23 protein-coding genes are annotated in these 26,010 nt (G+C 69.9%); 14 read left to right on the top strand and 9 right to left on the bottom strand.

All coding sequences use genetic code 11. The annotated features are described in order from the left end of the window. The first annotated feature begins 48 nt into the window (after window positions 1–48). The 3 genes from ACFWXQ_RS29450 to ACFWXQ_RS29440 are packed head-to-tail and all read left to right on the top strand — an operon-like array spanning window position 49 to window position 2,869. A complete protein-coding gene (locus ACFWXQ_RS29450; RefSeq protein WP_383935279.1) occupies window positions 49–732 on the top strand; it encodes a response regulator in 684 nt (227 codons plus the stop codon). Beyond that, window positions 729–2,216 carry an ATP-binding protein gene (locus tag ACFWXQ_RS29445; RefSeq protein ID WP_383935281.1) on the top strand — a complete coding sequence of 496 codons (1,488 nt, stop codon included), beginning with the start codon at window positions 729–731 and terminating at the stop codon, window positions 2,214–2,216. The genes ACFWXQ_RS29450 and ACFWXQ_RS29445 overlap by 4 nt, the downstream gene beginning before the upstream one ends. Before the next feature lie 23 nt (window positions 2,217–2,239). Beyond that, the gene (locus tag ACFWXQ_RS29440; protein WP_383935283.1) at window positions 2,240–2,869 is read left to right on the top strand and encodes a hypothetical protein; all 630 of its coding nucleotides are present in this window, start codon (window positions 2,240–2,242) and stop codon (window positions 2,867–2,869) included. 17 nt (window positions 2,870–2,886) lie between these two features. Here the strand turns inward: ACFWXQ_RS29440 and ACFWXQ_RS29435 are convergent, their stop codons facing one another. Further along, complete coding sequence (locus tag ACFWXQ_RS29435) at window positions 2,887–3,147, bottom strand: hypothetical protein (RefSeq protein WP_383935285.1); 261 nt, start codon at window positions 3,145–3,147, stop codon at window positions 2,887–2,889. A gap of 149 nt (window positions 3,148–3,296) precedes the next feature. Beyond that, the gene (locus ACFWXQ_RS29430) at window positions 3,297–4,127 is read right to left on the bottom strand and encodes a hypothetical protein (protein ID WP_383935473.1); all 831 of its coding nucleotides are present in this window, start codon (window positions 4,125–4,127) and stop codon (window positions 3,297–3,299) included. 308 nt (window positions 4,128–4,435) lie between these two features. Here ACFWXQ_RS29430 and ACFWXQ_RS29425 point away from each other — a divergent pair, with 308 nt between their 5' ends. Continuing rightward, window positions 4,436–6,412: a serine/threonine-protein kinase gene (locus ACFWXQ_RS29425; protein WP_383935287.1), complete on the top strand. Its 1,977-nt coding sequence runs from the start codon at window positions 4,436–4,438 to the stop codon at window positions 6,410–6,412. A 1-nt stretch (window position 6,413) separates the two neighbouring features. Further along, window positions 6,414–7,271, top strand: coding sequence for an FHA domain-containing protein (locus tag ACFWXQ_RS29420; protein WP_383935289.1), 858 nt, complete (start codon window positions 6,414–6,416; stop codon window positions 7,269–7,271). A gap of 30 nt (window positions 7,272–7,301) precedes the next feature. Here ACFWXQ_RS29420 and ACFWXQ_RS29415 read toward each other — a convergent pair whose 3' ends face one another. Together ACFWXQ_RS29415 and ACFWXQ_RS29410 are read right to left on the bottom strand one after the other, a co-directional pair. After that, window positions 7,302–7,970, bottom strand: coding sequence for an HAD-IA family hydrolase (locus ACFWXQ_RS29415; RefSeq protein WP_383935475.1), 669 nt, complete (start codon window positions 7,968–7,970; stop codon window positions 7,302–7,304). A gap of 94 nt (window positions 7,971–8,064) precedes the next feature. Beyond that, the gene (locus tag ACFWXQ_RS29410; protein ID WP_383935291.1) at window positions 8,065–9,291 is read right to left on the bottom strand and encodes an MFS transporter; all 1,227 of its coding nucleotides are present in this window, start codon (window positions 9,289–9,291) and stop codon (window positions 8,065–8,067) included. A gap of 89 nt (window positions 9,292–9,380) precedes the next feature. Here ACFWXQ_RS29410 and ACFWXQ_RS29405 point away from each other — a divergent pair, with 89 nt between their 5' ends. Together ACFWXQ_RS29405 and ACFWXQ_RS29400 are read left to right on the top strand one after the other, a co-directional pair. After that, window positions 9,381–10,142, top strand: coding sequence for a DeoR/GlpR family DNA-binding transcription regulator (locus ACFWXQ_RS29405; RefSeq protein ID WP_383935293.1), 762 nt, complete (start codon window positions 9,381–9,383; stop codon window positions 10,140–10,142). 121 nt (window positions 10,143–10,263) lie between these two features. Continuing rightward, complete coding sequence (locus tag ACFWXQ_RS29400; RefSeq protein ID WP_383935295.1) at window positions 10,264–11,418, top strand: aromatic acid exporter family protein; 1,155 nt, start codon at window positions 10,264–10,266, stop codon at window positions 11,416–11,418. Between the two features lie 236 nt (window positions 11,419–11,654). On the opposite strand, the gene ACFWXQ_RS29395 is transcribed toward ACFWXQ_RS29400, so the two are convergent. Beyond that, a complete protein-coding gene (locus ACFWXQ_RS29395; protein WP_383935297.1) occupies window positions 11,655–12,353 on the bottom strand; it encodes a TetR/AcrR family transcriptional regulator in 699 nt (232 codons plus the stop codon). 166 nt (window positions 12,354–12,519) lie between these two features. On the opposite strand from ACFWXQ_RS29395, the gene ACFWXQ_RS29390 reads away from it, so the two are divergent. Next, window positions 12,520–13,227, top strand: coding sequence for an SDR family NAD(P)-dependent oxidoreductase (locus tag ACFWXQ_RS29390; RefSeq protein ID WP_383935299.1), 708 nt, complete (start codon window positions 12,520–12,522; stop codon window positions 13,225–13,227). Between the two features lie 30 nt (window positions 13,228–13,257). On the opposite strand, the gene ACFWXQ_RS29385 is transcribed toward ACFWXQ_RS29390, so the two are convergent. After that, window positions 13,258–14,802, bottom strand: a complete 1,545-nt coding sequence (locus tag ACFWXQ_RS29385; protein ID WP_383935301.1) for a fused MFS/spermidine synthase — start codon at window positions 14,800–14,802, stop codon at window positions 13,258–13,260. A 432-nt stretch (window positions 14,803–15,234) separates the two neighbouring features. Here ACFWXQ_RS29385 and ACFWXQ_RS29380 point away from each other — a divergent pair, with 432 nt between their 5' ends. The 3 genes from ACFWXQ_RS29380 (at window position 15,235) to ACFWXQ_RS29370 (ending at window position 18,737) form a co-directional block, all read left to right on the top strand. Then, the gene (locus ACFWXQ_RS29380; protein WP_386269517.1) at window positions 15,235–15,501 is read left to right on the top strand and encodes a helix-turn-helix domain-containing protein; all 267 of its coding nucleotides are present in this window, start codon (window positions 15,235–15,237) and stop codon (window positions 15,499–15,501) included. A gap of 50 nt (window positions 15,502–15,551) precedes the next feature. After that, window positions 15,552–15,950 (top strand): hypothetical protein, encoded by a 399-nt coding sequence (locus ACFWXQ_RS29375; protein WP_383935303.1) that lies wholly within the window; start codon window positions 15,552–15,554, stop codon window positions 15,948–15,950. A 252-nt stretch (window positions 15,951–16,202) separates the two neighbouring features. Then, window positions 16,203–18,737: a hypothetical protein gene (locus tag ACFWXQ_RS29370; protein ID WP_383935305.1), complete on the top strand. Its 2,535-nt coding sequence runs from the start codon at window positions 16,203–16,205 to the stop codon at window positions 18,735–18,737. A 444-nt stretch (window positions 18,738–19,181) separates the two neighbouring features. Here ACFWXQ_RS29370 and ACFWXQ_RS29365 read toward each other — a convergent pair whose 3' ends face one another. Together ACFWXQ_RS29365 and ACFWXQ_RS29360 are read right to left on the bottom strand one after the other, a co-directional pair. After that, complete coding sequence (locus ACFWXQ_RS29365; RefSeq protein ID WP_383935307.1) at window positions 19,182–20,015, bottom strand: PIG-L family deacetylase; 834 nt, start codon at window positions 20,013–20,015, stop codon at window positions 19,182–19,184. Window positions 20,016–20,773: 758 nt separating this feature from the next. Further along, on the bottom strand, window positions 20,774–22,957 hold the full coding sequence (locus ACFWXQ_RS29360; RefSeq protein WP_383935309.1) for a protein kinase: 2,184 nt from the start codon (window positions 22,955–22,957) through the stop codon (window positions 20,774–20,776). Between the two features lie 386 nt (window positions 22,958–23,343). On the opposite strand from ACFWXQ_RS29360, the gene ACFWXQ_RS29355 reads away from it, so the two are divergent. Next, window positions 23,344–23,622 (top strand): hypothetical protein, encoded by a 279-nt coding sequence (locus tag ACFWXQ_RS29355; protein WP_383935311.1) that lies wholly within the window; start codon window positions 23,344–23,346, stop codon window positions 23,620–23,622. Then, window positions 23,619–24,017 carry a PIN domain-containing protein gene (locus ACFWXQ_RS29350; RefSeq protein ID WP_383935313.1) on the top strand — a complete coding sequence of 133 codons (399 nt, stop codon included), beginning with the start codon at window positions 23,619–23,621 and terminating at the stop codon, window positions 24,015–24,017. Before ACFWXQ_RS29355 ends, ACFWXQ_RS29350 begins: the two co-directional genes overlap by 4 nt. A gap of 323 nt (window positions 24,018–24,340) precedes the next feature. Here ACFWXQ_RS29350 and ACFWXQ_RS29345 read toward each other — a convergent pair whose 3' ends face one another. Then, window positions 24,341–24,601 carry a hypothetical protein gene (locus ACFWXQ_RS29345; protein ID WP_383935315.1) on the bottom strand — a complete coding sequence of 87 codons (261 nt, stop codon included), beginning with the start codon at window positions 24,599–24,601 and terminating at the stop codon, window positions 24,341–24,343. Window positions 24,602–25,104: 503 nt separating this feature from the next. On the opposite strand from ACFWXQ_RS29345, the gene ACFWXQ_RS29340 reads away from it, so the two are divergent. After that, window positions 25,105–25,959: a hypothetical protein gene (locus ACFWXQ_RS29340; RefSeq protein ID WP_383935317.1), complete on the top strand. Its 855-nt coding sequence runs from the start codon at window positions 25,105–25,107 to the stop codon at window positions 25,957–25,959. Window positions 25,960–26,010 lie beyond the last annotated feature (51 nt).

Below are 26,010 nucleotides of genomic sequence, written 5' to 3'. Positions count from 1 at the left end.
GACGGATCCGGACCCGACCACCACCCAGGCACCTAGGGAGAACCGCCGATGCCCCGCGTGCTCCTCATCGAGGACGACCCTTCCGTACGCGAGGGGGTCGAACTCGGTCTGCGCCGCCGCGGCCACGAGGTACGGGCGGCCGCGACCGGCGAGGCCGGTCTCGCCGCCATGGCCGAGTTCCGCCCCGATCTGCTGCTGCTCGACCTGATGCTGCCCGGCATGAACGGCGTACAGGTCTGCCGGCAGGTCCGCGACCACAGCCAGCTGCCGATCATCATGCTCACCGCGCGCGGCGACGACTTCGACGTGGTCATCGGCCTGGAGGCCGGTGCCGACGACTACATCGTCAAGCCCGCCCGTCCCGAGGTGATCGAGGCCCGGATCCGTGCCGTACTGCGCCGCCTCGACGACGGCGGTCCCGGCCGCCCGGCCATCGTGGTCTACGGAGAACTCACCGTCGACCGGGTCGGGCTGACCGTCACCAAGGCCGGCCGGCCGCTCGCGCTCGCTCCCTCGGAGCTCAAGCTCCTGCTGCACCTCTCCGCCGCCCCCGAGCAGGTGTTCAGCAGGCAGCAACTCCTGGAGCACGTCTGGGGGCACAGCTTCCACGCCGACGCCCGACTGGTCGACGCCTGCGTCGCCCGGCTGCGCGGCAAGATCGAGGACGAGGTCGGCAGCCCTCGTTACGTCCAGACACTGCGGGGCTTCGGCTACCGCTTCGGGCCGCTGTGAGCAGCGGCGGAGGCGGCGGAGGCGGCGAGCGGGCGCGGGTCAGGGCGTTCGGGCTGCGTACGAGGCTGCTGCTCGCCTTCCTGCTGGTCGCCGCCGTCAGCGCCGGCACGACGGCCGCGCTGACCTACCGCGAGGCCCGCAACGCGGTGCTCAAGACCGCCCAGGACACGGCGGTCACCTCGTTCCGCGACGACGTCCAGCAGACGGCCATCGAGCTGCCCGTACAGGAGAGGGAGAGCCTGAACGAACTCCTTCGCATCATCGCCCGCAAGGGCAAGCCCCGCCCCTGGGTGGTGTTCGCCGAGTACGGGTCGGTCCGCGCCTCCTCGGGCGAGAACCCCGTCTCCACCGTCATCACACCCGAACTGCGCCGCGCCGCACGGAACCCAAACGGCAGCTTCGAGCGGGTCGTCAAGGACGGCGTCCCCTATCTGACCATCGCCATGCCCATGGTCTTCAAGGCGAGCCCGTACAGCGAACTGCCCAGCGGACTCGTCCTGTACGCCGTCATGCGGATGACCGACGAGCAGGTCAACGTCGACGCCCTCCTCATCGCGGGCCGGGACGGCGCCCTGCCCGGCCTCGCCGTCTCGCTGATACCCGGCCTGATCGCCGCGCACAGCGTGCTGCGCCCGGTGCGCAAACTGCGCGAGGCGGCCCTCAACATGGGCAGCGGCCGACTCGACACCAGGATTCCTGAGCGCGGCAGCGACGAACTGGCGGACCTGGCACGCACCTTCAACGAGTCGGCCGGTCAACTGGAGCGTTCCGTACGCGAGTTGCGCGAGGCCGAGGAACGCGCCCGCCGCTTCGCCTCCGACGTCTCGCACGAACTGCGCACCCCCCTCGCCGGAATGCTCGCCGTCACCGAGGTCCTCGACGAGGACGCGGAGGACCTGGACGCCGACACCGCCCGGGCGGTCCGGCTGGTCAGCGCGGAGACCGGAAAGCTCGCCGTGCTCGTCGAGGACCTGATGGAGATCTCCCGCTTCGACGCCCGCGCGGCCGAGCTGAACGCCGACGAGGTCGACGTGGCCGAGGCCATCCGCAAGACCCTCGGCAACCGGCACTGGACGGACGACCGGATCCGCACCGAACTGCCCGACGGCATCCGGGCCCGGCTCGACCCGCGCCGCTTCGACGTCGTGATCGCCAACCTCGTCGGCAACGCCCTGCGGCACGGCGGCGCTCCCGTCACGGTATGCCTGCGCACCGAGGCACGTTCTCCGGGCCCGCCCGTGCTGATCACCGAGGTCGCGGACAGCGGACCCGGTATCCGGCCCGAGGCGCTCCCGCACATCTTCGACCGCTTCTACAAGGCCGACGCGGCCCGCACCCGCTCGGCGGGCAGCGGCCTGGGACTGGCGATCACCCTGGAGAACGTGAAGCTGCACGGCGGAACGATCCACGCCGGGAACCGGCCGGGGGGCGGTGCCGTCTTCGCCGTCGAGATACCGCTTCACGTGGAGGGGACCGGGGGATGAGGGGTGCGCGGAGGCGCCGGCGCGTGTCGGCCTTCGCCGTCGCGGCCGTCGTACCGCTGCTCGGCGGCTGCGGTATCCAGGAGACCGATGTCATCGAGGCGGGCGGTCCGGCCAGCTTCCAGGCCTTCTTCGACCGTGAGTACGAGATGCTGCTCTTCTTCCGTGCCCCGGACGGAGGGCTGAACCCCGTGATCCGGAGCACCGGGTCCCCGGCCGGGTCCAGCGGCGAATTCTTCGGATACGACCTGCCGGGCTCCGATGAAACGCCGGAACCCGTGACGACGGAGAAGGTCGTCCTGACGCTGCTCGCCGGTCCGCGGAAGGCGGACCGGGCCTCGGGCCTGGACACCGCCCTCCCCAAGGCCCGCCCCGGCGGAACCGTGAAGATCGGACCCTCCTCGGCCGGCCGGGTCACGGCCCGCGTGCCCCTCGCCCTGAACGACCTGGACAGCACTGCTCTACGCCAGCTGACCTGCACGATCGCCTACAGCCAGGACGCCGACGGCCAGGTCGTCGTGGAACTGACGGGCCAGGACGGTGCATCGAGATCCGGCACCTGCGGACTCGCCCCCGGCAGTACCGGCGACACCGGCAACGTACCCACGGGGACGGAAACCCGGGCGCGGCCCACGCCGCCCGCCGCAGCCGGCTGAGAACGCGGCACATCCGGTCACGAACTCGGCTTCACCACGTGGCCCAAGGCGACAAGGCCGATCCCGACCGCTGTCAGCGACGGACGCTGGAACCCGCCGTACGCGACGAGCAGGGCACCCGCTCCCCAGAGTCTCGGCTGCCGAACGTGGCGCTGCAGCCATCGGCCCGGCATACGTCCGAGGAGCAGGCCATGCACACCGAGGACGACACACGCGAGCCAGAGGGTCCCGACCAGAATCACCAGCGGCAGAAGGAGGCCCGCGAACGATGTCGACATGGCCCCCCGGTCGCTGAGTTCTGCTGGGCCGGTCAGTCTGCCACGGACGGCTCTTCGCGGATGAGGTCGGCCGGTCCCGAACCGTGGTGGGTTCGGGACCGGCCGACCTCGTCATCCGGCGTCGGCGCGTTCCGGTCGGCGCCCGCGGCTCAGTGGTCGTCGGTGATGGTGGTCGCGATGCCGTTGCTGATCACGACCTCGGCGGAGAAGCCCTTCTTGGCCGCCGCCTCCAGCTGGGCCTCGGTGCACTCGACGCCGCCCTCGCCGCCCGGCCCGGTGTTCACGGCGTCGCAGATGTCGTCGTAGCCCATGATCTTGGTGTCGTCGGCGACGAGGAACTGCTGCTCGGTGTCCTTCATGTCGGAGACCGTGTACTTGCCCGGCGCCAGGTAGGAGACGTTGCCGAACCAGGTTCCGTTGACGCCCTTGCCCTTGTCGACGCCCTCGATGACCGACTCGTCGCGGCCGGAGCCCGAGTCGGAGTCCGACCCGGAGGAGTCGGAGCCGGAGTCCGAACCGGAGCCGGTGTCCTGCTGGGCGGCGCGGCGCTCGGTCACCAGGGTCGCGGCGCCGTTCTTCATCTCCACGTCGGCGTTCACGGCGCCCTTCTTGAGGGCCGCCTCCAACTGGTCCAGCGTGCACGGCGCGTCCACCTTGGAGCCGGCCTCGCCGCATATGGTGCCGACGCCGTAGACCTCGGTGTCGTCGGCGACCCAGAACTGCTGGTCCTCCTTGCCCGACACGGACACGATGTACTTGCCCGGGGCGAGATAGGTGACCTTGCCGTTCTTGAACGAGCCGCTGACGCCCTTGGAGTTCTTGGCGCCGGACGCCTTGTCCGCGGCCGCCACCGGGGTCGCGGAGCCCGCGGAGCTCTTGCCGGACGAGTTGTCGTCCGTGCCGCTCTGACATGCCGTCATGAGCAGTCCGGCGGTGAGGGCGGCGGTGGCGACGATGGCCTGGCGCAGGCGGCGGTTCATCACGGGGGATTCCTTCCGGGGGCGGGATGGCGGAGAGCCGGTGGCGTGTCCGCCGTTTCCCGCTCTGTGATCACTATGAGGCCCCGCGGGTCCCACAGGTCACGCCTGTCCTCGCTTCAGAACAGCGCGGTCACACAGTCGTGACACAGCAACACGGCTGCCGAGCAAGCCAGTTGAACCGCCCGGCTCGCTGTGGGGATTCTGAGCGGGTCCGCGCGAAGTCCGGTGAAGCGGATCACTGCCGAGTTCGGGCTGAGTACACTCCGTGACCTGGCATGGCGGGCGGTTGTGGGGCGAGGGGTGGCGCGGTGCTGGTGACGCCGGAGGCCGGGGACAGGATCGCCGACCGGTATCTCTTGCGGGAGCCCATCGGCAGAGGCGGGATGGGCGTCGTCTGGCTGGCCTGGGACGAGCGGCTGGAGCGGCGGGTCGCGGTCAAGTGCGCACGCCTGGACGACGACCGGGCCGCGCGCCGGCTCATGGGCGAGGCCCGCAACGCCGGGCGGCTGCACCACCCGAACATCGTGGGCGTCTTCGACTTCGTCGACGAGGGCGCCACCTGCTGGATCATCATGGAGTACGTCCCCTCGCGCAGCCTCGCCCAGCTCGTGACGGAGCGTGGCCCGATACCGCCCGAGGAGGCCGGCTCGATCGGCTGCCAGATCGCGGCCGCGCTGGCGAAGTCCCACAACGAGGGCGTGGTGCACGGCGATGTGACGCCGGAGAACATCCTCGTCACCGACGAGGGCATCGCGAGACTGACCGACTTCGGGATCTCGCGGGCCCTGTGGAGCGACGCCACCCACAGCACGACGGGCGGTGTGCACGGCAAACCCCGTTATCTGGCACCGGAGTTGGCCAAGGGGCACCCCGCGGGCGAGAAGTCCGACGTGTTCTCCCTGGGCGCCTCCCTGTTCTCGGCGGTCGAGGGCCGGTCGCCGTACGGGGAGGCCGAACACCCCATGGCGTACCTGGCCCGGGCCGTCGAGGGACACATCGAGCCCGCGCACCGGGCCGGACCGCTGGACGGCCCGCTCACCGCCCTGCTGGAGGTGGAGCCCCGACGCCGGCCCGACGCGGCCAGGGCACAGCAGCTCCTGACGCGCGCGGCACCCCCGCCCCCGCACATACAGGAGCAGTTGCACGACAGCCGTATGCGGGACGGTCGCGGGGACTCCGCCTCCCGCACGCTCCGGCTGCCCCGACTCCTGCGCCGCGGGGGCGACTTCACGCCCTTCATGCTTCAACTGCCACGGCCCGTACGCCGAAGACGCCACCACCCGTTGGCGGTCACGGCGGTGGCCCTGGTCGCGGCGGGCGCGATCACGGCCGGGCTCGTCCTCTTCGGCCCGTGGGCCTCGAAGGACGAGGGCGACAAGGGCGGCCGTACCGGCGCGGCCGACGCGAAACCGTCGGCCACGGCTCAGGCAGGTGCCATGGGCGACGAGCGCACCGCGGACCCCTGCGGGCTGCTCGGCGCGGCCTCGCTGAGCCGTTTCGGCGACACCGCGCTCGACCCCGACTACGGGGAGATCGACCGGTGTGACGTCCTGGTGCGCAACAACAGCGGTGACGACATCGCGGACGTCGAGGTGAACCTCGACTCGGACCGGGACGACTTCGACGGCGTCGTGTCCACGCGCCTGGTCGGCAGCCTCACGGTCGTGACGCTGAAACGCGACGGGGATGCCTGCGAACGGGCCTTCCTGACCACCGACGGCAAGCAGATCCGCGTCGTCGGGAAGCAGTTCGGCAAGGGGGCGCCCGACCCGTGCGGGCTGGCCGACGCCGCCTCCGACCGCGTGGTCGGCGTGCTGGCCGAGGGCCCGGTCCCCCGGCGTTCGTCGCCGCCGGCCGCGAACTCCCTGGCCCGGCTCGATACTTGCACGCTCCTCGACGCCACCGAGCTGGAGCGGCTTCCCGGCGTCGAGACGGACAACCGGGACCGCGGCTTCGGTTCCTGGGACTGCGACTGGTCGAGCGACGACGGCAACCGCGCGGTGGAGATCCAGTTCAGCCGGGACAACTCCCTGGACGCCGACGACGGAACGCCGGTGGACGTCGCCGGCACGAAGAGCTACTTCGTCGCGGACGAGGCCGAGGACGACAGCTGCACCGTACGGACTCCGCACCGCGTCTACCGGAACCCGGCCGGCGACCCCACCACCGAACTCTTCCAGTTGACCGTGTACGCCCCCCAGCCGGACAGTCAACTGTGCGACACGGCAACGGAGTTCGCAGCCGTCGTCGTACGGAACATCGCGAAGCGACTGCCGGGAGCGTGACATGACCGAGCCGGGAATGGCACGGAGACGGCCGGGGGACCGACGTCCGGCGGAGCGGCACCCGGGTGGGCGGGGAATGCCCGCCTCGGGCGGCCGGTTCCTGCCCGCCACCCACGGGAGCCTCGCCCGGGGCGCGTCCGCGCCGCTGCCCGGCACCCTGTTCGCCCTCGCGCTGACCGGCGGCATGACGCTGGGGCCCGGGGACGGGCGGGAGGTCCTGTTCGGCCGCAACCGGCCCGAGGTACATGTCTGCCTCGGCGAGGACGACCCCCAGCTCAGCCGCCACCAGGGCACGCTCACGCACCGGGACGGCAGCTGGTGGGTGAGCAACGCCGGGCGGCTGCCGATCCGGTGCGCCGGGGCCCGTCTGCTGTTCCGGGGCGAGGAGCCACTGCCGCTCGACACCGGCTACACCCCGCTGTTCGTGGGCGGTTCACGGGGCCGCGAGCACCTGCTGGAGGTCTTCGTCACCGGCCCCGAGGGCGAGCGCCCGGCACCTCGCCACGGTGACGTCACCCGCCCGCCCCGGGTGTGGATCCTGACCGAGCAGGAGAAGCTCGCCCTCGTCGTGCTGGGCCGGCGGTACCTGCTGCACGAGCCCCGGCCGCAGCCCCTGACCTGGAGGCAGACCGCGGCCGAGCTCGCCGAGTCGCAGCCGCACGCGGGCTGGACGGACAAGCGCGTCGAGCACCTGGTCAACGGCGTCCGCACCCGCCTGTCCCGCGACGGAGTCCCCTGGCTGACCCGCGAGGAACTAGGCGAGCCGGTGGGCAACGCCCTCAACGACAACCTGATCCGGGCCCTGCTGACGTCGACCACGCTTGTACCGATGGATCTGGCGTTGATCGACGCCGCCTGACGCCTGCTCCCGGTCTCTTCGTGTCAGGTGTCATCTCCGCGTGGGCCGTCGCGTGGGCCGTCGGCTGGGCAGCCAGGTGTCGATGACGGCCGCCAGTTCGTCGCGGCCGGTGAAGAGGTGTCCGTTCATCCCCACGGCCCGCGCGGCGCGTACGTTCTCCTCGCGGTCGTCGACGAAGAGGAAGTCGGCCGGGGCGGCCCGCATGGCGATCACGCAGTGCTGGAAGGCCGCCGGGGCGGGCTTGGCCGCCCTGATCTTCCCGGAGAAGGCGACGTGGTCCAGGGTGTGCAGCCAGGGCTGCGCCGCCAGGAAGGCGTCCGCGTGGTCCGAGGGGATGTTGGACAGCAGGGCGACCTCGGTGACGGCACGGAGCGACTGGACGTAGGCGACCATCCGGTTGTCCACGCGTGACCAGCTGTCGATGTCGCAGAGGCGCAGTTCCTCGATCGTGCCGGCGTCGACGGACAGGGACGGGGACGGGGAGGGTGGCGGGGACAGCGATCGCAGTACGGCGGTCCAGTACTCGGGCGCGGACTGCTGACCGGCGTCGTACGGCGGGCGGCAGGCCCAGTAGGCGGTGGTGAACGCTTCGGTGGGTGCCTGGCAGCGGGCGGCCATCTTCGCCAGGGCGCCCGGGCGTTGGTGGCGCGCGATGACCCCGAAGAGGTCGAACAGCACGATGTGTCGGTCGGTGGACATGGCGGTGGACATGGCGGGGGTTCCTCCGGGTTCTGACGGCCGGGGCGGGAGGAGAAGCCTGTGCGGCACGGAGTGAGCCGTGCCGCACAGGCGGTCAGTGGCTGCCGAGTGCCGGCTCGCGCGGGCGGGGCGTGCGCTCGGAACCGGTGCGCAGGATCCCGGCGGCCCCAGCGGTGATCGCACACAGCAGGATCAGCAGTACGAAGGTGTGGTTCAGGTCGAAGAAGTGGGTCAGCCAGCCGATGACGGCGGGGCCGGCGAGCATGCCGACGTAGCCGAGCCCGGCGACGCGGGAGACATTGGCCCCCGCGGCGGCGGGGTCGGCGTGCCCGGCCGCGCTGAACAGCTGCGGGACACAGCCGGACAGCCCCAGACCGAACAGCGCCCACCCCGCGAACGCGGCCCAGATCCACGGGGAGACGGTCACGATCGTGATGCCGACGGCAGCGGTCGCGGCGCCGTAGCGCAGGATCGCCATGGACCCGAACCGGGCGGCGAGGCGGTCGGCGAGCAGCCGGCCGATGGTCATGGTCGCCGCGAAGGTGCCGTACGCGAAGGCGGCGGTGCTCGCGGGCGCACCGAGGACGTCCTTCAGGTGCAGCGCGCTCCAGTCGTTGGCGGCTCCCTCGCACAGCATGACCATCAGGGCCAGGGCGGCGAGCATCCAGATGCGCCCGCTGGTCCGCTGCCGGGCGGCCGGCGCCGGCCCGGACTCCTCCTTGGAGTCGGCCGCCGGCGAAGGGCTGGGGTCGACAACGGCGGGCGCGGCCGGCAGCAGGGCGCGTGCCGTCACCAGGGCGATCACGATGCCCAGGGCTCCCATGGCGGCCATGCCCGCGGCAGGGCTCAGGCCGGCGCTCGCGGTGCCCGCTCCGACGAGCGCGGCGAGGACGCCGCCGACCGAGAACGTGGCGTGGAAGGCCGACATGACGGGCCGCCCGTACGCCTTCTCCACGTGCACGGCGTGGGCGTTCATGCTCACGTCCAGGCAGCCATTGCAGAACCCGAAGACCAGCAGGGCACCCGCCAGCGTCCACGGTTCCTGGGGAATGCCGGGCAGTACCAGGGTCGCGCTGGACAGCACGCCGGTCGCGGGGACGACCACGCGCGCCCCGAGCGAGTCGGTCAGACGCCCGGCCACCTGCATACCGACGAAGGCTCCCAGCCCCAGCAGCACCAGCAGTCCCCCGAGCGTCGCGTGACTGATGCCGACGCGCTCCTCGATGGCGGGGATGTTCACCACCCAGGTGCCCATCAGGGTGCCGCAGAGACTGAAGTAGACAAAGGTCGCTACGCGGGCGGCTCGGAGCGGTTCATTCATGAAAACCACCGTAACGAACATGCAGCGCGATTGAGAACTGTCACTTCGCACACATTGAATGTTCGTTTCGGGTGGTGTTCAATCGCGTCATGAGCAGCACAGACCGGCACGGGACGATCGCGCAGGCCGTGAGGGAGTCGGGAAGGATCACGGTCCAGGAACTCGCCGACCTGACCGGCGCCTCCGAGATGACCATCCGGCGCGACCTCGACGTACTGGCCGCGCAGGGCGTCTTGGAGCGCGTCCGTGGCGGCGCGCGCACCCTGCTGCTCAGGGGCCAGGAGCCGCCTTTCGCGCTGCGTTCCCACGAGGGCGTCGATGCCAAGCGCCGCATCGCGGCCGAGGTGTCCTCGCTCATCGCCGACGGCGAGACCGTCCTCCTCGACAGCGGCACCACCTGCCTGGAGATCGCCCACCTGCTGCGCCGGCGCCCGGTCACGGTGATGCCCCTGTCCTTGCAGGCCATCCACGTACTGGGCGAGGCCACGGGCCCGGCCACGCTGATGGTCCCCGGCGGTCAGCCGCGCGCAGCCGAGGGAGCCCTCACGGGTCCCCTCACCCTCGCCTCCCTGTCGGCACTGCGCTTCGACACCGCCGTCATGGGCTGCTGCGGTCTGAGCGCGGCCGAGGGCCTGACCGCCTACGACCTCGACGACGCGGCCGTGAAGAAGGCCGCCATCGCCTCCGCCCGCCGCATCATCGTCGCCGCGGACGGCACCAAGCTCGGCCACACCGCCTACGCCCACGTCGGCCCCGCCACCCTCCTGCACACCCTCGTCACCGACACCACGGCACCCGCCGACGAGATCACCGCGCTCGAAGCCACCGGCATCGTCGTGAAGTCCGTCTGACGGAACGGCAGCCGATTCCACGCGCGGCCACCGCGCCCCGGACCTCCCCCACCCGGCCGATACCTGCGTGAAGTCGGGGTCAGCGGGTGCAACTTGCCCCTGGCGTGGCACTTGCAATGGCATGGAGTGGACGCGCAGGGCGACTTGGGCCGTCCGGCGCTGGGCCGGATCCGCCGTGGCGGCGGTACGGCATGCGTGGGCGGGCCCGGGCCGGGAGCGGGATCTGGCGGCTCAGGCCGCCAAGGCGGCCCTGGCCGCATGGGTGGCATGGGCGGTGATGGGCTGGTGGCTCGCGGCTCCTATGGCCTTCGTGGCACCGTGGGCCGCGGTCGTACTGGTGGAGTCGACGGTGTACCGGTCCCTCGCGCACGGGCTCCAGCAGCTCGCGGCGATCGCGGTGGGTACGGTGGCGGCGACTGCGGTGGCGCTGCTGCTGGACAGCACGATGGTCGCCATGGCCCTGGTCCTTCCGGCGGTGCTGCTGCTGGAACAGTGGCAACGCCTGGGAAACCAGGGCGTCTACGCGGCCACCGGCGCGCTCTTCGTGCTGACCGGCGGCCCGGTGACTGTCGTTTCGTCGGCCGCCCGTCTCGGGGAGGCGGTCTTCGGCGCACTGGTCGGCGTGACGGTGAACGTGCTGATCCGGCCTCCGGTCTATCTGCGCGACGCCCGCTGCGCGCTTCAGGACGCGGCCGGTGAGGCGCAGGAGATCCTGGACGCGGTGGCCGAAGGGCTGGCCGTCGGCGAATGGGACGGGCAGGCGGCCGCGAACTGGCACGAGCGCGCCCTGCGCCTGGGCCGCCTGGTCGACCAGGCCCGGTCGGCGATCGGCTGGAGCCGGGAAAGCCTGCGCGGCAATCCGTGGGGGAGCCGTGAGCGGGCTCTTGCCCCGGCCGGCAAGGCGTACGCCGACGCGCTGGCCGTGCTGGACCATGTCGCCGTCCACACCGCGGGGGTGACCCGGGCGGTGGGGGAGATCTCCGGCAGCGGGAAGGAGTTCCGCCCCGCCGCGGGCATCACCTGCGCCTACGCGGACTTCCTACGGCAGACGGCGCGTGCCGTCCGGTTGTACGGCCTGGCCCGGTTCGCGCCGGGCGGCCGTGACGATCTCGCCGCGGAGGAACTGCGTGAGGCCGTCGGGGAGCTGCACCGCAGGCTCGACGCCTTCCGCCGGCTGCTCCCGGGAGCCGTGTCCGACGACCCGGACGCGCTGGTGACCTACGGAACCCTGCTGGCTCAGGCGCATCGCCTGGCCGGTCAACTCGTCCAGGACTGACTGCGCTTCGGCTGTCCTTGGCGTGAATCGTCGGCCTTCCGGGCGGAGCCACTGTGCACGTGGCCGACCGGGGCACGCGCTCCACGACCGGGGCGCGGCTCACGCGTCGCCCCGCGCGCCAAGGACCTCGTCCTCGGTGAACAGCGGGAAGCCCATCATGCTGCCCACACCGAGGGCGCGGGCCTACGGGCCGTCAGGCGGCGGGTGCTGGCGGGGGCTGGCGGGGGCCCGGCGGGTCAGCTGTTCCGCTCCGGCTTCTGTGCGGTTTCGCCCGCCGGGACGGCACGGAGCATGGCCCTGTAGAGGGCGTCGTGCTCGGGCGAGGCGGGAAGGGGGGCCCGGGCCGGGGCCTCGAAGGACTGGATCATGAGGGCGACGACACGTCGCCAGGCGTCGGGGGCGGCATCGCCGCAGGCGTTGACGACGCCGAGGTTGGCCATGTGCAGCAGCACCAGGTCCGAGGGGTCGAAGTCCTCGCGCAGCCGTCCCGTGCCCTTGGCGCGGCCGATGAGCCGCACCATGCCCTCGTACGCCTCGTTCCGGCGCTCCTCCATGGCCTTGGCGGTGGGGAAGGTCATGGTCAGGACGTCGGCGAAGCCGTTGTCGGCGGCCTGCATCGCGCAGGCGGCCTCGATGTAGCCGGTGAAACCGTGCCAGGGGTCCGGGTCGTCGAGGGCGGTGGCGACCGCATCGGCGTAGGCGTCCATCCGGTCGGCGAAGACGGCTGCGACCAGCGCCTCCTTCGTGGGGAAGTGCCGGAAGACGGTGGCGATGCCGACGCCTGTCTCGCGGGCCACGGAGGCCATGGAGGCGCTGAGGCCGTCGCGTCCGAACACGGTGCGCGCGGCGGCGATGATCCTGCCGCGGTTGCGCTCGACGTCACTGCGCACAGGCTGGGCGGCGGGGGCGTCGGGGTGCTGGGCGCCAGGGTTCATGGCGGCCAGTCTAGCTATCGGAAAGGCCTATCCATTTCTCGTGCTACGGTGGTCCCAGTGAACCGGAAAGGCCTATCCGGATCTCGATATGGATAGGCCTTTCCGAATCTTCCCGCTTCTTTGACGCTGTCCGTCTCCTCGGCGGCGTCCCTGCGAAAGGATCGCTGTGACCAGCATCGCCATCGTCGGAGCCGGCCCCCAGCTGGGCCTGACCATCGCCCGTACCTTCGGCTCCCAGGGCTTCGACGTCGCCCTGATCTCCCGCAACCGCACCAAGCTCGACGGTCTCGTCGGCGAGCTCACCGCCGAAGGCATCAACGCGGGCGCGTTCCCCGCGGACGTACTCGACCGGAACGCGCTCACCCAGGCGCTGAAGGACGCTGCCGTCCAGTTCGGCGGGATCGACGTCCTGGAGTACTCGCCGGTGGGAACGTTCGGGATCACCGCGCTGACCGCACCGGCCGGGACCGAACCGTCCCACGTGGAGTTCGAGATGAACTTCCAGCTGTACGGGGCCATTGCCGCCACGAAGGTGGTGCTGCCGGCGATGCGGGAGGCCGGCGCGGGCACCCTGCTCTACACCACCGGCGCCGGCTCGATCTGGCCCGACCCGCGGGTCGCCAACGTCAACGCCGCCGCGGCGGCGCTGCGCAACTGGGCGATGAACCTGCACAAGGAGCTGGCCGACGCCGGCACCGGTGTCCAGGCCGCCCACGTGGGCATCGACGCGTCGATCGGCGTCTCTGTCATCCCCGGCGTGGAGGCGGCCCGGCCCGAGCAGATCGCCCCGCTCTACTGGGAGTTGCACACCACCAGGCGCGACGAGGCCGAGCTCGTCTTCAAGCTCGCAGCCGAGGGCTTCCCCCGCGGCTGACACCGCATCGGCTCCCGCGTCGAACCCTGTTCACCGGCTGCTCCGTGTGCTGGTGGGCTGGAGGAGCTGGTCGACGGGTGCGTAGTCGTCGGTGAGCAGTTGGGCATCGCCGATCCAGGAGGCGAGGTCGTCGCCGGTGGAGGTCTTCCAGCCGGTCCGCCGGGAGTCGAGCGCTTCCTGGGCCGCGCGAAGGTCGACCGGCCGGTCGGAGGCGAGGACCACCAGATTGCCGCCCTCGGCGTCGGCGGCCGGGGCGAGGCCGATATCGGCGGCCTCGCCGACGACGGCCACATGCCCGAAGACCTCGCCGAGGGTGGCCACTTCGGCACGCGCGAAGTCCATGCTGCCGTGATCGATGAGGTTGGCGACGTACAGACCGTCCTCGTCGAGCACACGCCGTACGTCCCTCATCGCCTCAGCCGTGGTGAGGTGCCACGGCACGCTGACGCCCCCGAAGGCGTCGCCGACGACGAGGTCACGACTGCCGGCGTCCAGCCGCCGCAGACCGAGCCTGCCGTCCTCGGCACGTACGTCGATACCGGCGCCCGGTCCCAGACCGAGCTGCTCGCGGTTGATGCGTACGACCCCGTTGTCGATCTCGGACACCAGGCTGCGCGTCCCGGGCCGGGTGGCCGCGAGGTAGCGGGGAAAGGTGAGCCCGCCGCCGCCCAGGTGGTGGGCGACCAGCGGCTCGCCTTTGGGAAAGGCGGCATCGACCACCGACGCGATGGCGCGCACGTACGCGAACTCCAGGAAGGTCGGGTCGTCGACGTCGACGTAGGAGTGCCGCAGGCCGTCCAGAACAAGTGTGCGCCCGCTGCTGCGATCAGGGTCCGCGACGACCCGGGCGCAGTGATACTTGGTCTCCGTGTCGCAGGCACCGGGCGCGACCGTGGTGGCGAGACCGCCGGCCACGACCACGAGGGTGAGGGCGGGGGTGCCGCTCCACCCGCGCGTCCGAAACTCGACCAGCGCGGCACCGACCACCAGCAGGGTGCCGAGGCCGATCAGAATGCCGCTGACCGACAACCGCGACACGAGTACGAAGCCGGTGAGGACGGTGCCGAAGATGGCGCCGACGGTACCGACGCCGGACAGCCGGCCGACCACCGTCCCGGTCTCGGCGAGGCTGGTCAGCCGCAGCTTCGTCACGATCGGCGTCACCGCGGAGAGCAGCGCGCCCGGCACGAGTATGGTCAGCGCCGCGATCAGCAGGAGTACCGCCGGTGCCCACTCCGCGGTGGTACGCAGCACAGCGGGAGTGAGCGCCACCACCGCTCCCGACACCCCGAGCGAGGGCCCTATGAGCCGACGCGGATCGACCTGGTCGGCGATGACCCCACCCAGCCACGACCCGAGGGCGATCGCCGTGAGAGCGATACCGATCACCATCGTGCTGGTCTCAAGCGTGAGCCCAAGATAGGGAGCCAACAGCCGCAGAGCGACGATCTCCACCACCAGAACCGCAGCCGAGGCCCCAAACACAAGCGCGGCAGCGCCCCGGGGCCCCAGCCCCTTCCCACGAGGCGGCCCCGCACCAACAGCCGAGGACGACGATCCGGTCACGAACGCCATCCTCGCACGCGGCACATCGCCCGAACGGCGTGGTGGAACGGCGGACAACAGAAGGCCCCGGTCCGTGACTTGGGCCTTCTTCAGGGAGCGGGTGACGAGAACAGAACTCGCAGTCCCACCTTGGGAAGCGACGGCGCTCGGGCGGCTGCAGAAGGGCTGCCTGCGCGGATCTCCGGCCGCTGCCGCTTCGATCAAGGAAGATCTCGGCTCAGCCACTCGGGTCGCCCAGGCTGTTGCCGCCCTGCGTGAGACGGGTCCCACTCTGGGGCACCCTCAGGCTGGACTGGGAGCGCTGGTACCGCGACAACATTCCTCTGGCTGAACAGCTCTACCGCGACTACACCGGCGACACGGAAGATTGAGGAGTGGGTATGCCCAGGAAGGCCCCCGCAGGACTGGGAGACCCCGGAGCAGGAGCTGTACTCGACCGGTGTGGACTCTGCCGAGGTGGAAGCCGGATTGCACCGCCTGCTGGCGGAAGCCCGTGGGCATCAACTGGCTGAGGTGCGCAAGCAGTACGGGCTGGCTCAGAGGGACATCGCGGCCCGCATGGGGGTGAGCATTGCCCGTGTCTCTCAGATTGAGCACGGCGAGGTCGCCACTCTCGATGTCGTCGCGCTATGTCGAGGCACTCGGCGGCCGACTGGACTTGGTTGCCGATTTCGGGGATCACACGGTGCGTTTGCCTGCGAGTGGTGATCAGGACAGCGCGGCAGCGTAGCCGGCTGCAAAGGCTTCGGGACGGCACTGTGCTAGCGCAACTGCGGGCGCAGTACGGGATCGTCTCGGCCGGTGCGTTCCCGCCCCACGCGACCCTGGTCGGCAGCCGCCACATCACGAACCCCGTCGAGGAGATCGTCGCCGCGGTGACCTGGGGACTGGCCGATGCCTCCGCTTTCACCGTCCACAACGCGGGCGTCCGACGCCAGGGAGTGGGCCTGGTCTACGACGTCCACCACCTCGCCGACGGCATCACCCCGAACCCCGACTTCGTGGACCTCGCCGCCCGCGTCGACAAGGCCGTCGCACCTCTGCAGACCCCGGCACCGAGCCACGCCGAGCACCGTTTCGACAGGGACACCTTCCGGGCGCACCTGTCGCTGGTCTCGCACGACAAACACGTCCACACCTGGCCACTACCGCGCTGAGCGCTTCCCGGCGAACTCCCGCGCTCACCAAGGAGCGTGCGGGCCCGCGCAGTTGAGGAGCGGGTAGGTGGCGGACGAATACGCAGAAGGAGACCTGTGTCCTCGTGTCCTCAGCGTGTCGGCGATGTCAGTGCCGCCCCTTAAAGTGAGGTGATCGTCGCCCGTGACAGATGTGCCGGGCGATCTCAGGGGAGAGCCAGGGGGCAATCGATGTCTGTTTTACACGTGAGGCGGGTTCGAAGACACGCCGCGGTGGGGCTGGGCGGAGCGGCGCTGACCGCCTCGATGCTGCTCGCGCCCGCGCCCGCGCCTGCGGCGACGGCGTCGGACAGCGGACGCGCCACGGTAGGGGTGGTCTCGCGGGCGGAGAACGTGGCACTCCGCGCCGGGCGGAGTGTCGAGATGGGAGACGACGGGCGCGTCGAACTCATCGACGGACGTGACGTCCGGGTGACGGCGGACGCGGAAGGCCCGGCCCACGCGACCCGCTACTCCGTGGCGTCGCAGAACGGCACGGTGTCCGTACGGCCGACCGGGAAGTCCGCGGCCGACGGCACTGCCGCGGAGCTTCCGTTGCCGACACGGACCAAAGACACGCGGAGTGCTCCCAGGACGGCGAACGCCGCCGCGGCGTCGTACTCGGTCAAGCTGAGCATCACGCACGCCGACGTCCGGTCCAAGCAGTTCCACGTCTGGAACCGCAATACCTGGACGTCGTACGCCGTCAACAACAACACCGCCGGCGCCTCGTCGACCGTGAAGCTACCGCCGGGTGACTACTTCTCGGTCGCGCTGCACAACGACTGGCAGGAGCCGAGCTACCTGCTCACCCGTGCCTTCTCGGTCGGTTCGGCGGCCAAGACGGTCACGTTCGACCAGCGCGCGGCCAAGGAGGCCGCGATCCGCACCGACGACACCACCGCCACCCGGCATGCGTCCGCCGCGTGGATCAGCGTCCCGGGCGGCGACCTGGCGGGCTTCGCCGGCGCGGGGGCCGACAAGGTGTATGTCACTCCGTTCTCGGTGAGCGGAGTCTCGCTGCGCCTGCACGAGGTGCTCGGCAAGAAGGGCGCCTCCGCGAGTGTGCCGAGCCCTTACCGCTACGACCTCACGCACAGCTTCACCACCACCGTGCCGGCCTCGCCCATCAAGACGGTCCGTACGTCCTCCCTGGCGAAGGCCGTCACGAAGGTGGCCGCCCCGGGCACGCGGACGACCGCCTTTCTGGAGAGCGTCCCGTCCTTCGGCGAGCAGGCGGGCGTCTTCATCGGCTCCGCGGTGCCCGCCGCCGGTTCGGTCACCGAGTACGCCACCCCGGGCATCACCTACAGCCGACTGCTGTCCTACGGCACGGGCGAGCTGAGCCTGAACCTCCCGGACCGCAGGCTGCCCGCTGGGACCGGCCCGGGCGAGACTCTGGGTGCGGCGCCACTGCAGCCGCTCCGCCGGGAGTGGGGCGGTTCGCAGTGGAACCGCGACAAGATCTGGCTGTACGAGCCGAACACCTTCGGTGACCCGGCCGGTCACTCGGGAACCGACGGCCGTGCGAGGTACTCGTACAAGCTCACCTCCTCCGACGGCGTCACCTACGCGCAGGCCGACGGTCTCGATGCCTACGACACGCTGTCGTCGTCCACCCTGCCGTCGGCGCAGGGGACGTACACCCTCGACCAGACCGTCCACCGCCGTGTCCCGTACTCCCGGCTGTCCACGGACGTACACAACGAGTGGACGTTCCGCTCGCAGTACGCGGGAGGCCGTGAACTCCCGCTGATCGACACCCGGTTGAGCGTTCCCGGGCTTGACGGCTTCGGTCGCGCGGCCGCCGGCCCGGTCCGGGTCGAGGCGAGCGCGACCACCCGCGACACGGAAGAGGCGGCGAACACAAAGATCACCGGGCTCGCCTCTTCCACGGACGACGGCAAGACCTGGACGGACCTGGCCGTCGCGGCGGACGGCTCGGCGACTGTCGACGTTCCCGCAGCCGCCTCTTTCGTATCTCTGCGTGTCACCGCCGCCGACGACCTGGGCGGCAGCCTCCGGCGCACCATCACCCGGGCGTTCGCGGGCCCGGCCCCGCAGGGTGACGAAATGGTGGGGGCGACCCGCATCTCGAACGTCGTGGTGGGCGGGGGCAAGGCAGTGGAGCTGACCGACCATCCGCTGCAGGAATTCAAGGCGAAGTTCACCGCCACCGACCCGTCGGGCATCGCGGGCGGAGACATGTACCTCTACAAGGGTTCGTACGGCACCCCCGACGCCGTGATCCACGGCACCTGGCCGGCGGCCTGCACCAAGGTCAACGCGACCACCTCCACCTGCGAGGCGCACTTCGCCTACATCGAGCCGCGCTGGACCCTGGGGCGGAACTCCCTGGCCGGCACGTGGAAGTTGGCTGCCTGGGCCGAGTCCGCGGACGGTACGGGCCACGTCGACCTGCACGCCGCCAAGGTGGCGCCCGTCCTGCGTGACACGAGGCTGACGGCCAACGCGGCTCCCGAGCCGGTCGCCAAGGGCAAGACCCTCACCATCACCGGCAAGCTTTCCGCCGTGGACTGGGAGACGCGCGGCGGCTACCACGGCTACGCCGCTCAGAAGGTCAAGCTGCAGTTCCGCAAGAACGGGACCTCCACGTACACGACCGTGAAGACGGTCACCACCGACAGCTCCGGAAACCTGAAGACCACGGTCAAGGCGTCCGTGGACGGCTACTGGCGCTACAGCTTCGCCGGCTCGTCCACCACCGCACTCGCCAACGCCTCGGACGACCACGTCGACGTCCGCTGACCTCCCCGACCCTGCTGGGTCCCGGCCTCACGGGCCGGGACCCGGTGACAGCACTCACTCGGGCGCGAGAGCGCCCACCGACACGCGCGGTGACTACCACAGGGCACTTCGCGCATGGAGCGCGTGACGAGAATCGAACTCGCACTCTCGGCTTGGGAAGCTGCGGCTATATGCCCTTCCTCGAACCCGGGATAGGGCGTTGTCCCAGGCTGGCTGTGATAGCCCGCAGGTCTCCCACCCGTGCGGTTGCCAGGTGGGAGACCTGCGGGGGTGACCGCGGTGTCGGGTCGGCAGTGCGGGCACGCGTGGACGCCGTCGGCGGGGACCTGGTTGTGGGCTGCCGGAGCGGAACTCGCTTGGACAAGCCGCCCGGTGTGTGACCCACCCGATCGTGCCGTGTGGTCGATGCGCTTTCCCGGGCCCCGGCCGGAATGGCGGAGGGGATCAGCGCAGCCCGGCGAAGAGGTCGTTCTCGGGGACGGTCGCGCCGGTGGTGTCCTGGACGCGTACGAAGGTCTCCATGCCCATCAGCTCGCCGAAGCTCTCCTTGCCCATCTTGAGGAAAAAGATGTTCTCGCCCTGGCTGGCGTGTGCGGCCAGGGCGTCGAACTTCTGGCCGCTGAAGGCGAGGGTGTCCACCCAGGTGGTGATCTCGTCGTCGGGGAGGCCGATCTCGGCCATCGCGGCGGCCTCGGCGGGGTCCGGCTCCGGCATGTCCGGATGAAGCTCGCGCATGATCTCGCCGAACCGCTGCATGCCGGAGCGGGGCATTGTCGTCCAGTACACCTTCGGTGTCAGCCCGCTCATCTCCAGCGCCGCCATCGTGATGCGGTGGGCCTGGATGTGGTCGGGGTGGCCGTAGAAGCCGTTCTCGTCGTAGGTGACGACCACATCGGGCCGGTAGTGCCGCATGAGTTCCGCGAGCCGGGCGGCGCCCTCCTCGACGGGGGTCTGCCAGAAGGATCCGGGGGCGTCGTTGCTCGGCCAGCCCATCATCCCGGAGTCGGCGTAGTCCAGCGTCTCCAGATCGCTGATCTTCAGGACGTCACAGCTCTCCTGAAGTTCCTGACGGCGCATCAGGGCGACGGCCGCCGGATCGTGGCCGGGATCGCCCGGCTTGACACCCCCCGGTCCGTCACCGCAACCGCCGTCGGTACATGTCACGAGAACCGTGCGGATGCCTTCCGCCGCGTACCGCGCCAGGACCCCTCCGGTTCCCGTGGCCTCGTCGTCGGGGTGGGCGTGCACGGCCATGAGCGTCAGGGGTCGGTCAGACATGAAGCGGTCCTCCTGCAGAAGTACGTCACGGTCCGGGTGCGCGGCGGGTGTGCCGCGATCCCGGGGGCCGACCCGAGTGGGCGGATGACCTTCGTGGTCTCCGCGCTCCCCGCCCGTGCGGATCCGGCCCCTCGCTCGATGCAACCCGGCCAACCGTGTCGGCTGTTCCCGGCGCGGCCGTTCGACCTCGGTCCAGGGCACGTGGAGGGCATGGGCCCCGCACGGGCCCCTCGAATTGGTCTAGACAATAAACTACCCCCAGGCCGCTGACCTGGGGGCAAATTCTGGAGCGGGTGACGAGAATCGAACTCGCACTCTCAGCTTGGGAAGCTGCGGCGCTTGGGCCGATACATGGCTTCTGAGCTGCACGGATTCATCCTGTCGCGACAGGTGTGAGTACTTGGCGGCACCGCTGTCGACCGTGGTTGTCCGCTCTTACGGGCACGCTGTGGGCACGGGCGTGACCAGCAGCCGGGCCGTACAGCGCGCAACTGCCGAAGGACGCATAGCGCTGGATCAGCGCGGTCCACATCGCGGCACCGGCAGCGACCACCGTCACCCTGGGCGCTGCCCCGACCACCTTGCAGGACGAGGGACGGCGGCCACGGGATGCGTCCGTTGCCGATCACGGGCAGTCCTGGGGGAGTTCGCGGACAACTGGGCGAACAGCGGCCAGGACTGAGCCGGTTGGCCCGGTCCCGTCGGCACAGTTGCTTGCCGATGGTGGTGGTTGTGGTGGTTGCAGATCTGTCGGCCGGTCAGTTGGGTCCGTCCGGGCTCCAGGAGAAGGCCGTGTCGCCGGCCGTCGCCACGATCGCGTCCTTGACGAGCAGTACACGCGGAGGGGTTTCCTGCGCCTTGTCCCCGGGGTCGTCCAGTGCGGAGGTGCGCCACACCTCCGCTCCGGTGCGGCTGTCCAGTGCCAGCAGGCGGCCGAAGCGGTTGGAGAAATAGACCCGCTTGTACGTCGCTGACACCACGGGCGCGGACAGACTCTCCACGTCCGTCGTCTTCTGCCAGAGTTGTTTGCCGCTGTCCGCCGACACCGCGGTGACCGACCCGTTGGACCGGACGAAGTAGACGACGCCGTCCACAAGGGTGGCCGCGCCGGTCAGCGGACGTGCCAGCGGTGTCCGTCTGACCTGCCCGGTTTCCGGGACCACTCGCAGCAGCGCGTTGTACGGCCGTTCGTACCCGGCTTCGTACACGTCCTTCGCGGTCTGGGGGGCGAGGAACAAGGGTTGCCCGCCAACAGCACCGAGCGCTTCCGCCTTCCGGGGCAGGGTGGCGGTTTCGGTCAGGCTGCCGGCTTCGATCTTCATCAGGTCGACCGGGGCCTGGCCGGGCTCGGTGCCGGCCGAGCACAGGGCGTAAGGGACGCCTCCCAGCGCCGACGGAGTGCAGACCTCGTCCAGCGAGGGCGCCCGCCACAGTTCCTTGCCGGACGGCCCGTATGCGACGAACGACGAGGAATCGGGAGACAGGGTCAGCAGTCCGCCGTCGTAGAGGACCGGGTCCGCGGCCTTGTCGATGTCGCGTTGCCACCGCCGGTGCCCGGTACCGGCGTCGAGGGCCACCACGCGCCTGGTCGTATCGTCCGGATCCTCGAACACGTAGACCAGCCCGTCGCGAACGCCGATCGGCTGCACGCCCTGAGGACGGGTGCCGGTCCGCCACAGGGTGCGGCCGGAGGCCGGGTCGATCCTGGCGGCCGTGAAGCCCGTACCGCCGCAGAACAGCGCGCTTTTGTCCGCCACGCACCCGGGGGTCCCATAGTCGAGAGGGACACCTTTCACCTCGTACCGCAGGTCCGTGCGCCACGGCCGCCAGCTGTCGGGCAGGGCCGCGGCACGGGCGGTGGTCGTGGCGGTGGCGTTGCCGTTGCCGTTGGAGGCGGTGGTCGTGTCCCAGCCCGATACGAAGACACCCACACCGATACTCAGCCCCGTGATGGCCAGCGCCGCGCCGAGGACGGTGAGCGGCATCCGGGCTCGGCGTCCCTTGCCGGTGCCGGTGCTGCTGCTGGTGCTCGTGCCGGTCGCGGCGCCCGGAGAGATGGTGGCCGCGCCCTGGGAAGCAGGTCGGGGCCCGGGGTTCGCGGACTCCCTGGCCTTCGGGGGCCCGGTGGCGTCGGATTCCGGCAGCGCCTGGAGCAAGCGATGCAGATCCGCCGGTTCCGGCCGTGCGGCCGGGTCCTTGTCGAGGCAGCGCTCGACAATGCGCAGGAGCGCTTCGGGTACCCCGTCGAGGTCCGGGGGCTGGTACATCACCTGATAGCCGGTCATGTATGGGCTGTCGGCGTCGAACGGTCCGGTGCCGACGGCCGCGAACACCATCAGTGACCCCAGCGAGAACACGTCCGAGGCCGGGGTGACGTCTCGGGGGGAGGCGAGCTGTTCCGGCGACATGAAGGGCGGAGTGCCGATCACCCGCCCCGTCATGGTGAGGCTCTGGTTGTCGGCAGCGCGCGATATACCGAAGTCGATGACGCGCGGCCCGTCCGCGGTCATCAGAACGTTGGCCGGTTTGAGGTCCCGGTGCACCAGGCCCACCCGGTGGATGTCGCGCAGCGCCTCGGTGAGCCCCAGTCCCAGCGCGCGCAGTTCCCGCTGACTCAGCCGGCCGTCCTTCCTCACGGCTTCGGCGAGGTTGAGCCCCGGCACGTAGAGCGTTGCCATCCACGGTTGGTCGGCGTCCGGGTCGGCGTCCACGACAGGTGCGGTGAAGGCGCCGCTCACCCTGCGCGCTGCCGCGATCTCCTGCCGGAAGCGCGTTCGGAACTCCTCATCCTGGGCGTACGCCCCGTGCACGAGCTTGACCGCGACCTGCCGTCCCGAAGACGAGACTCCCAGATAGACGACTCCCATGCCGCCTGCCCCGAGCCGACCGAGAAGGGTGTACCCGCCTATGGACTCCGGGTCCCCGGTGCTCAGGGACGTCATCGCCGACCATCCTTCCCAGCGCCTGTCTGCCTCACGGGGGTCAGCGTAGGGCCTGCCGCCCCGGAATCGGAGCCCCGCCTACCGCAGATCGGTGTCCCTGTGCCCCTGAGCCGTGCGATGGGGCATCCGGCCGGCCTGGTGGGCGTGGCCGGCTTGAGGATCTCCACGTCCTCCCGCAGCCGGCAGTTCTCCCGCCGCGGCGCGGTCAGCTCCTCGCGTTCGCTGCCGGTCGGCCCGTCGCGTTCACCCGTGTCTGGCGGACACCCTCGCCCGGGCCGTGTCCGAGGACGTCACCGTCGGCTCGGCCGGTCCGACTGGCGACGCCGCCACCAGGCACGATCGCAGGACGGTCGCGTTATGGCATGTGCAATGCCATAGTGGGGTTCATGGATGAGGACAACGACTTCCCGCCCGGCGACGGTCCCAGCAGTGGCATCTCCGTCACGTTGACTGCCGGGACTCTGCAGGCGATCCGTGAGCGGGTCGGCAAACGAGGTGTGTCGGCGTATCTGGAGAAGGCGGCCCAACGGCAGATCGAGCGGGAGAACCTTGACGAGCTGATCGCGGGCTTCGAGGAGGTTCATGGGCCTGCCGACCCGGAGGCCGTGGCAGCGAAGCGGGCCCGGCTCACCGGGGACGCCCCCGGAGCGGGAACTGCTGCATGAGTGGTGCTCTGGTCCTGGACAGCGAGGGGCTGGCGAAGGCTGTGCGGCGGGATCGGGAGATTCATGAGTGGCTGACGGCGGCCCGCGACGCGGACCTCCCGGTCGTCACTTCGGCCGCAGTGCTGGTCGAGGTGGTCCATCCCAGGATCGACGATGCCGCTTTGCGGTGGACGCTCTCGCTTCTGCGCGTGGAGCCGGTGACCCAGGCGCTCGCCCAGTCCGCCGCCGCTCTGTTGCGCGGAGCCGGATTGCATGGCCACAAGTACGCCATCGACGCCATGCTGTGTGCGACCGCCCTGCAGCATTCGGGTCGGGTGACGATCCTGACCTCCGATGTCGAGGACATCGGCCTGCTTGCCGCTGAGCATCCGCGAGTAAGGGCTGAGAAGGTCTGATCTCGTTGAGCGGGCCCGGTACTTCGGGATTTCGTGCGTTCGCGCCGCGCGGGCTTCCTGGTCGTGATGGTGCGGATCTGACTTCTGGCGTGGCGTGCGGTCACTGCGCACAACAACAAGGCCCAGGTCGCTGACCTGGGCCTGCTTTATGGAGCGGGTGACGAGAATCGAACTCGCACTCTCAGCTTGGGAAGCTAAGAGCATCTAGGGCTTGCTCTGCGCCTGACCTGCGATGGAGGGGCGCAGACGCCTGGTGGACGGTCGGCTGGTTCCCCGCTGTTCTCCGTGGTTCCCCGCACGATCTGGCACGTGTCTGGCACGAGTCATTCGTCGTCGCATCTTTCCAGCACCAGGCCCACGGAGCCCGCTTCGAGTCCGTTGTGCTCCTCCAGGTGGAGATGGGCACCGTCCGGTGTGCCCTCCTCGGCGAGTGTAAGGAAGTGGCCGGCCAGTGTCTTGAGCCCGGCAGCGTTGGCCTCGATGACGATCTCTCCGCCCAGGTTGCGGACCTCGATGCGCGCGCCTTCCTCCCACGTGAAGACTCTGGTGACCCCATCGGTCACCGCACTTACGTGAGTGGTCATCGACGGAACAGCGCTGGGTTCAGAGGCCATGCTCAAGGATCGCGTAATCAGGGACCGTCATGCACCGGGGGCGCACGCTTTCCAACTGTGGTGGTGGGGTGTTGGGCTGCGTGCGAGGGCGTTCACCTGCGTTCATGTACGGCCCGTCATGGGAGCGGCTGCCCGCCTCGGTCTCGCCTGAACGGTCGTGAACGACGCTGAATGAGACGGAAACTGAGACGGGCGGGCCATCACGCGTTCCCTGGTCACGGACCTCTGAGTGCCTCCGCTCATGCGGGCCCCGGAGTGTCTGAGCTTCAGCCGACAGCAGTAAGCCACGCCGGCGAGTCAGCTGACCGTGCAGGCGCGCGTGTCTCGCTGTATCCCGTCGGCTGAGCCACGCTGTCTGGCCGTCAACCAGAACAAGTCTCAAAGTTCGACCTTGCTGGGATTTCCCATCGATCCCTCCATGTCAGTGCAGTCTGCGATGCTACTGATCCCCTGGCAGGAGGTGCTGCGCAGCCATGATGTCAACGAACAAGCGGGCGGAAACCGAGCGGCTGATCGATGAGACTTACGAGATCGAGTCGATGCTCTCCGAGTGGCAAACCCGAGGAATCGTAACGCGAGAAGAGCTAAGAGCGGGACAGGAGAAGTATCAGTCTTGGTATGCCCGGGCCACCCCTCTCATCTCAGAGGCTTCACGCGAGCAATTTAAAGACATGTACGAAGGGGGCATGGTCATTAAGCGAATCAAGTCCTTTCTGGCGAAGCCGCTGGAGGTTAATCAATTTTACGATCCTACGTCGACAGATTCTCCGTTCCCGAAATGGTCTCACCCCTACTCGTCGACGTTTCTTGAGTCCTTCCATACTCAGCGCACTCTACTTCAGGCGGAAATCTACGCAGTCGCCGAGGTTTTCCCTCTTCTAGCGGAAATCGCTGAAGCGTTTACCAGATTCCCGAGCTTTTTGCAGACTCTGCAGAACTCCACAAAGCCGAACGTTCCAGCGCCGAAGGTCGAAAAGGAGGAGGATCTGCAGGTCTTGGTGGGTGCTTGCCTTCGTCTGATGTACGACGATGTTCGCCCTGAGGACTACGTACCACAGCATGCAGGCGGGCGGTCTCGTGTTGACTTTCTTCTGCCCGCAGTGGGCATCGTTGTTGAGACCAAGATGACGCGTGAGTCTCTGACCGACAGGAAGGTGGGCGAGGAACTCACAATTGACTGGAGCAGATACGCCAAGCATCCGGACTGTCGGGGAATCCTTGCCGTGGTTTACGACCCCGGTAGGCACCTGATTAACCCTGCCGGACTCGAATCTGACTTGACCCAAGATCAAGGTAACCCGGCGACTAGAGTTCTAGTGATCCGCTGAGTACGGCTCGCTCTCCGTTGGCTGCGGGTGGTCGCCTGATCACCTCAGTCC

The sequence above is a fragment of the Streptomyces sp. NPDC058697 genome, assembly GCF_042715345.1.
Classification (GTDB): Bacteria; Actinomycetota; Actinomycetes; order Streptomycetales; family Streptomycetaceae; genus Streptomyces; species Streptomyces liliifuscus.
This window is presented reverse-complemented; position numbering and strand designations above follow the sequence as displayed.